This is a genomic window from Mesorhizobium sp., assembly GCF_024509055.1.
In the GTDB taxonomy this organism is placed as follows: domain Bacteria; phylum Pseudomonadota; class Alphaproteobacteria; order Rhizobiales; family Rhizobiaceae; genus Mesorhizobium.
Genome location: NZ_JANINM010000045.1, coordinates 1 through 6,464 on the forward strand (window position 1 = coordinate 1; position 6,464 = coordinate 6,464).

At 64.9% G+C, this 6,464-nt stretch carries 4 protein-coding genes; all 4 read left to right on the top strand.

Going from position 1 to position 6,464, the window contains the following annotated elements; genetic code table 11:
- A partial coding sequence (ahcY, locus tag Q0L57_RS02975; protein ID WP_296737707.1) for an adenosylhomocysteinase occupies positions 1-1,364 on the top strand: 1,364 nt, incomplete at its 5' end.
- A 189-nt stretch (positions 1,365-1,553) separates the two neighbouring features.
- Positions 1,554-4,118: a PAS domain-containing sensor histidine kinase gene (locus Q0L57_RS02980; RefSeq protein ID WP_296737709.1), complete on the top strand. Its 2,565-nt coding sequence runs from the start codon at positions 1,554-1,556 to the stop codon at positions 4,116-4,118.
- Positions 4,119-4,125: 7 nt separating this feature from the next.
- Entirely contained in the window at positions 4,126-5,637 is a 1,512-nt protein-coding gene (tsaE, locus tag Q0L57_RS02985; protein ID WP_296737711.1) for a tRNA (adenosine(37)-N6)-threonylcarbamoyltransferase complex ATPase subunit type 1 TsaE, read from the top strand.
- Positions 5,634-6,395, top strand: coding sequence for a nucleotidyltransferase family protein (locus tag Q0L57_RS02990; protein ID WP_296737713.1), 762 nt, complete (start codon positions 5,634-5,636; stop codon positions 6,393-6,395). The genes tsaE and Q0L57_RS02990 overlap by 4 nt, the downstream gene beginning before the upstream one ends.
- The last annotated feature ends 69 nt before the right edge of the window (positions 6,396-6,464 follow it).

Sequence of the window (6,464 nt, forward strand, 5' to 3'; positions counted from 1 at the left end):
CGCTTGCCGGCTGGGGCCGCAAGGAGATCGAGATCGCCGAAACCGAAATGCCGGGCCTGATGGCCTGCCGCGAGGAATTCGGCGACAAGAAGCCGCTCAAGGGCGCGCGCATCACCGGCTCGCTGCACATGACGATCCAGACGGCCGTGCTGATCGAAACGCTGAAGGCGCTGGGCGCCGATATCCGCTGGGCCTCCTGCAACATCTTCTCGACGCAGGACCATGCAGCGGCGGCGATCGCCGAAGCCGGCATTCCGGTCTTCGCGATCAAGGGCGAGACGCTCGAGGACTACTGGCACTACACCGATCAGATCTTCCAGTGGGCCGATGGCGGCACCTCGAACATGATCCTCGACGACGGCGGCGACGCCACCATGTACATCCTGCTCGGCGCGCGCGCCGAGGCCGGCGAGGACGTGCTGTCCAATCCCGGCAGCGAAGAGGAAGAGATCCTGTTCGCGCAGATCAAGAAGCGCATGAAGGCCTCGCCCGGCTTCTTCACCAAGCAGCGGGAAGCGATCCGCGGCGTCACCGAGGAGACCACCACCGGCGTCAACCGCCTCTACCAGTTGCAGAAGAAGGGCCTGCTGCCTTTCCCGGCGATCAACGTCAACGATTCCGTCACCAAGTCGAAGTTTGACAACAAGTATGGCTGCAAGGAATCGCTGGTCGACGGCATCCGGCGCGGCACCGACACGATGATGGCCGGCAAGGTCGCGGTCGTTTGCGGCTATGGCGACGTCGGCAAGGGCTCGTCGGCCTCGCTGCGCGGCGCCGGCGCCCGCGTCAAGGTCACCGAAGTCGACCCGATCTGCGCATTGCAGGCGGCGATGGACGGCTATGAGGTGGTCACGCTGGAAGACGCCGCCCCCACCGCCGACATCGTCATCACCACCACCGGCAACAAGGACGTCGTCACGCTCGACCATATGCGGGCGATGAAGGACATGGTGATCGTCGGCAACATCGGCCACTTCGACAACGAGATCCAGGTGGCGTCGCTGCGCAACCTGAAATGGACCAACGTCAAGCCGCAGGTGGACATGATCACCTTCCCCGACGGCAAGCGCATGATCCTTCTCTCGGAAGGCCGCCTGCTCAACCTCGGCAACGCGACTGGACATCCGAGCTTCGTCATGTCGGCCTCGTTCACCAACCAGGTGCTTGCGCAGATCGAGCTCTATTCCAAGCATGGCCAGTACCAGAACCAGGTCTATGTGCTGCCCAAGCACCTCGACGAGAAGGTGGCGCGGCTGCATCTCGACAAGCTCGGCGCCCGGCTCACCGAGCTGTCTGGCGAACAGGCCGCCTATATCGGCGTGACGCCCCAGGGCCCGTACAAGCCGGAACACTACCGCTATTAACCATATCGAAAATATCCACAATATATTGAAGCCGGGCGTTGACTTTCCGCCCGGCTTTATTTTTTGCGCCAATGATTCTTCACGCCGATTCCGGCACGCGTTATTGTTGTGATTCGCGGTCCGGGGACATGAAGGACCGAGGACGCATTCAAGGCGGTCTTGCATTCAAGCGGCGAAGAGGACCAAGACATGCCGGGGGATTACCCGCCAAGCGCGGGACAGGCCGTTACCGGCGGCCATACGGATTCGAGGATAAACGGCTCCGCAGCCCGCAGCCGAGGCCTTGTGCGTCGCTTCGGCGTCCGCATCGGCAAGCTCCTGACCACCTCCACGCTCGCCGGTCCGCTGCTTGGGCTGGCGGCGCATGCGGAGACAGGCACCGTGCAAAAGGCGGTGCCGTCGGTCAGCACCGTCGAAGTGATGCAGCTTGCCATGTTCGTCGGCGTGATGGGCGCGGCACTGGTCTCGGCCATCTTCCTTATCCGTGAGCGCGCGAAAACCTCGGCACAGAACGTCCAACTCAGGGCCCGCATCGCCGACATCAATGCTGCGCTTCAACGTTCAGAGGCGTTGCTCAATCTGCGCGATCAGCGGGTGGTCGTCTGGGCCGCCGACAGCAAGAAGCCCGAGCTGATCGGGAGCCTGCCGCTCGAAAGCGGCGCGCCCGAGGACCGGTCGGCCTTCCTGGCCTTCGGACGCTGGTTGATGCCACGTTCGGCGGCGGCGCTCGAGAACGCCATCACCGCACTGCGCGACAAGGCCAAGGCCTTCGACCTCGTCATCGAGACACAGGCCGGCATTCCGCTGGAAGTGCATGGCCGCAAGAGCGCAGCGCATGTGCTGGTGCGCTTCATCTCGCTTTCCGAAACGCTGCGCAGCCAAGCCAGGCTGAAGATCGACAATCAGCGATTGGGCGCCGAGTACGACACCATGCTCGGACTGCTCGAAGCGTTGAAGATGCCGGCATGGCTACGCTCGGCCGACGGGCGGCTGAAATGGGTCAACCGCGCCTATGCCGATGCGGTGGAGTCAGAGACCGCCGAGGCCGCCATTCGCGAGGCCAAGGAGTTCCTCGGCGGCCAGGCGCGCGAGCAGATCGCGGAGCAGCACAAGTCGCGCCCCGTCTTCGAGCAGACGCTGTCCACGGTGATCGAGGGCGACCGCCGCATGTTCGCGGTGACCGACTTCTCCGGCGCCGACGGCTCGGCCGGACTTGCGTGCGATACCAGTGCCATCGAGACGATCCGCAGTGAATACGAGCGGACCGTGCGCAGCCACGCTGACACGCTCGACCAGCTCAACACGGCCGTGGCGATCTTCGACACCGACGAGAAGCTGCGCTTCTTCAACCAGGCCTTCCAGAAGCTGTGGGGCCTCGACAGCGGCTTCCTGCACAGCGCTCCCGACAATGCGCTGCTGCTCGACCGGCTGCGCAGCGAAGGCAAGATTGCCGAGCAGCCGGAGTGGCGCCGCTGGAAGGAGAGCCTGCTTGCCGCCTACCGCGCAGTGGAATCGCAGGAGCACTGGTGGCACCTGCCTGACGGCAAGACGATCCGCGTGGTGGCGAACCCGCAGCCCAAGGGCGGCGTCACCTGGGTGTTCGAGAACCTGACTGAGAAGATCGACCTCGAAAGCCGCTACCGGACCGCCGTGCGCGTGCAAGGCGAGACGCTGGACAATCTCGCCGAGGGCGTAGCAGTGTTCGGGCCGGACGGGCGGCTGCGCCTGTCCAACCCGGCCTTCGTCAACCTCTGGGGACTCGAGCCGGACGCCATCAAGCCCAACGTGCATGTCTCGGCCATCCGCGATCTTTGCGACCGCCGGGCGGCCGACAGCCCCTGGGCTGGCTTCGTCGCCGCCATCACGGGCTTCGATGACGAACGCCGCGACCGCCGCGGCCAGACAGAACTGGTCAACGGAACAGTGCTCAGCTACGCCGTCATCCATTTGCCCAACGGGCAGGTGATGATGACCTTCGTCGACGTCACCGACACCGTCAATGTCGAGCGGGCGCTGAAGGACAGGAACGAGGCGCTGGAGAAATCCGACCAGTTGAAGAACGAATTCGTGCAGCACGTTTCCTACGAGCTGCGCTCGCCGCTGACCAACATCATCGGCTTCACGGAATTGCTGTCGCTGCCAGCGACCGGGCCGCTGACACCGAAGCAGCGTGAATATGTCGAGCATGTCGGCTCGTCATCCTCGGTGCTGCTCACCATCGTCAACGACATACTGGACCTGGCGACGGTCGATGCCGGCATCATGCAGCTCGACATTTCCGAGATGAGCATCGACAGGACCATCGCGGCGGCGGCCGAACTGGTGGCCGACCGGCTGGAGGAGCATTCGATCAAGCTGAAGGTCGACGCGGCGGCGGCGCCGAAGAGCTTCCACGGCGACGAGATCAGGGTCCGCCAGATCCTCTATAATCTGTTGAGCAACGCCGCCAACTATGCGCCCGAGGCGAGCACGATCACGTTAACCTGCCGGCAGTTGGCGGAAGGCGTGGAATTCTCCGTCCATGACGACGGGCCGGGTATGCCGCCGGACGTGCTGGAATCGGTGTTCCGCCGCTTCGAGCCGCGCGCCAATGGCGGACGCCGGCGCGGCGCCGGGCTGGGGCTGTCGATCGTCAAGAGCTTCGTGGAACTGCATGGCGGCACGGTGCGCATCGAGACCGGCAAGGACCAGGGCACCACGGTGATCTGCACCTTCCCCGACACGCCCACGGGCATCCGCGAAGCGGCCGAGTAGCGGCTGCATGGCAGAGGCGGTGCTGGAGCGTTTTCTTGCCGACGAGGCGGCGACGGCAAGGCTTGGCGAGGACCTTGCCATGGCGTTGCGCGCCGGCGACGCGATCGCGCTGAACGGTGATCTCGGCGCCGGCAAGTCGACGCTGGCCCGCGCCCTCATCCGGACGCTTGCCGACGACGCCACGCTCGAAGTGCCGAGCCCGACCTTCACGCTGGTGCAGAGCTACGAGACGCGCATCCCGGTCCATCATTTCGACCTCTATCGCCTCTCTTCGCCCGATGAGCTCGACGAACTCGGCCTCGACGACGCGCTGACGCAAGGCGCCGCCCTGATCGAATGGCCGGAACGGGCCGGAGACCGGTTGCCGGGCAACGCGCTCCAGGTCGAGCTTGCCGAACGGGGTGAGGGCCGGATCGCGAAACTGTCGGGACATGGCCCCGTGTTCGAGCGTGTGGCGCGCTCGCTCGCGATGCGCGATTTTCTGGCCTCCGCCGGCTGGGGCGAGGCCAGCCGCCGGCATTTCGTCGGCGACGCTTCGGCGCGCTCCTACGAGATCGTCTCGCTGCCCAGCCAGGCGCCGCACGTTTTGATGAACTCGCCGCGCCTGGTGCTCGGCCCGCCGGTGCGCGACGGCAAGCCCTATGCGGTGATTGCCCACACTGCCCAATCGGTCACCGCTTTCGTAGCCATCGACAGGGCGCTGCTCGCCGCCGGCGTCAGCGTGCCGGTGATCCACACGCAGGATCTCGACCAGGGCTTCCTGCTGCTGGAGCATCTCGGCTCGGAAGGATTCTTGGGCAGCGACGGCCAGCCGATCGCCGAACGTTACGAAGCCGCGGCGGAGCTGCTCGCCATGATGCATGGCAAGGCCTGGGCCAAACACATGGAGGCCGCGCCCGGCATCTATCATGACGTGCCGCCCTTCGATCGCGACGCCATGCTGATCGAGGCCGACCTTCTAGTCGACTGGTATGTGCCGATGGTCACGGGCAAGCCGGCAAGCGATGAGTTGCGAGCCGGCTACCACAAGGAATGGAACGCTGCGCTCGACCGGCTCGAGGCCAGCGAATACACGCTGATGCTGCGTGATTTCCATTCGCCCAACATCATCTGGCGCGGCGAACGTTCCGGCCTCGACCGGCTTGGCATCGTCGATGTCCAGGACGCGCTGATCGGCCCGGCGGCCTATGACGTCGCCTCTTTAGCCATGGACGCTCGCGTGACCGTCTCGCCCGGGATCGAGCGGCGGACCGTCGAGGCCTATGTCGCGGCGCGGCGCGCGGCGGGCGCCTTTGACGACGCCGGCTTCGCCGAGGCCTATGCCATCATGGCGGCGCAGCGCAATTCAAAGATCCTCGGCATTTTCGTGCGGCTCGAAAAACGCGACGGCAAGCCTTACTATCTGAAACACCTGCCGCGCATCCGCGACTATCTGCGGCGGGCGCTGGCGCATCCGGCGCTTGGGAGCCTGAAGGATTTCTACATGGCCCACGGGCTGCTCGAGGAACGCTTGCCATGAAGCCGACGACCGCGATGGTGCTGGCCGCCGGTCTCGGCAAGCGCATGCGGCCGATCACCGACACGATGCCGAAGCCGCTGGTGAAGATCGCCGGCAAGACGCTGCTCGACTGGGGGCTGGACAGCCTGGAGGCAACCGGCGTCAGCAAAGCCGTGGTCAACGTGCATTACCTGCCCGAGCAGATCGTCGCGCACGTCGCTGGCCGAAAAGCGCCGAAGATCGTCATTTCCGACGAGCGCGAAGCCTTGCTGGAATCGGCGGGCGGCATCGTCAAGGCGCTGCCGCTTCTGGGCGACGAGCCGTTCTACATCATCAACGCCGACACATTCTGGATCGACAGCGGCAACCCCAGCCTCGAGCGCCTCGCCCTTGCATGGGACGCCTCCAGAATGGATATTCTGCTGATGCTTACCGATCTCGACTCAGCGACCGGACACTGCGTCGGCACCGATTTCCTGGTTGCACCGGACGGCGCGCTGCGGCGTTCCAAGGGTGACCCGGCCGGCCTGATCTACGCAGGCGCGGCAATCATCCATCCGCGCATCTTCAGGGGCGCGCCTAAGGGCTCGCATTCGCTCAATGTCTATTTCGACAAGGCGATTGCCGCCGGCCGGTTGTTCGGCATGCAGATGCATGGCCGCTGGATCACCGTCGGCACGCCCGATGCCATTCCGGCCGCCGAAGCGGCAGTTGCCGGCGCGCTAGCTGCCGCATCGGCCCGAAAATCGGGTTCGATTTTCGGTAAGCACGATGCGTAGATTCATAAGGTTAGATCGTCCTTTGTGCGCCCAAACGGGCGCACGGCGATCTAATGCGGTATGAGCGGC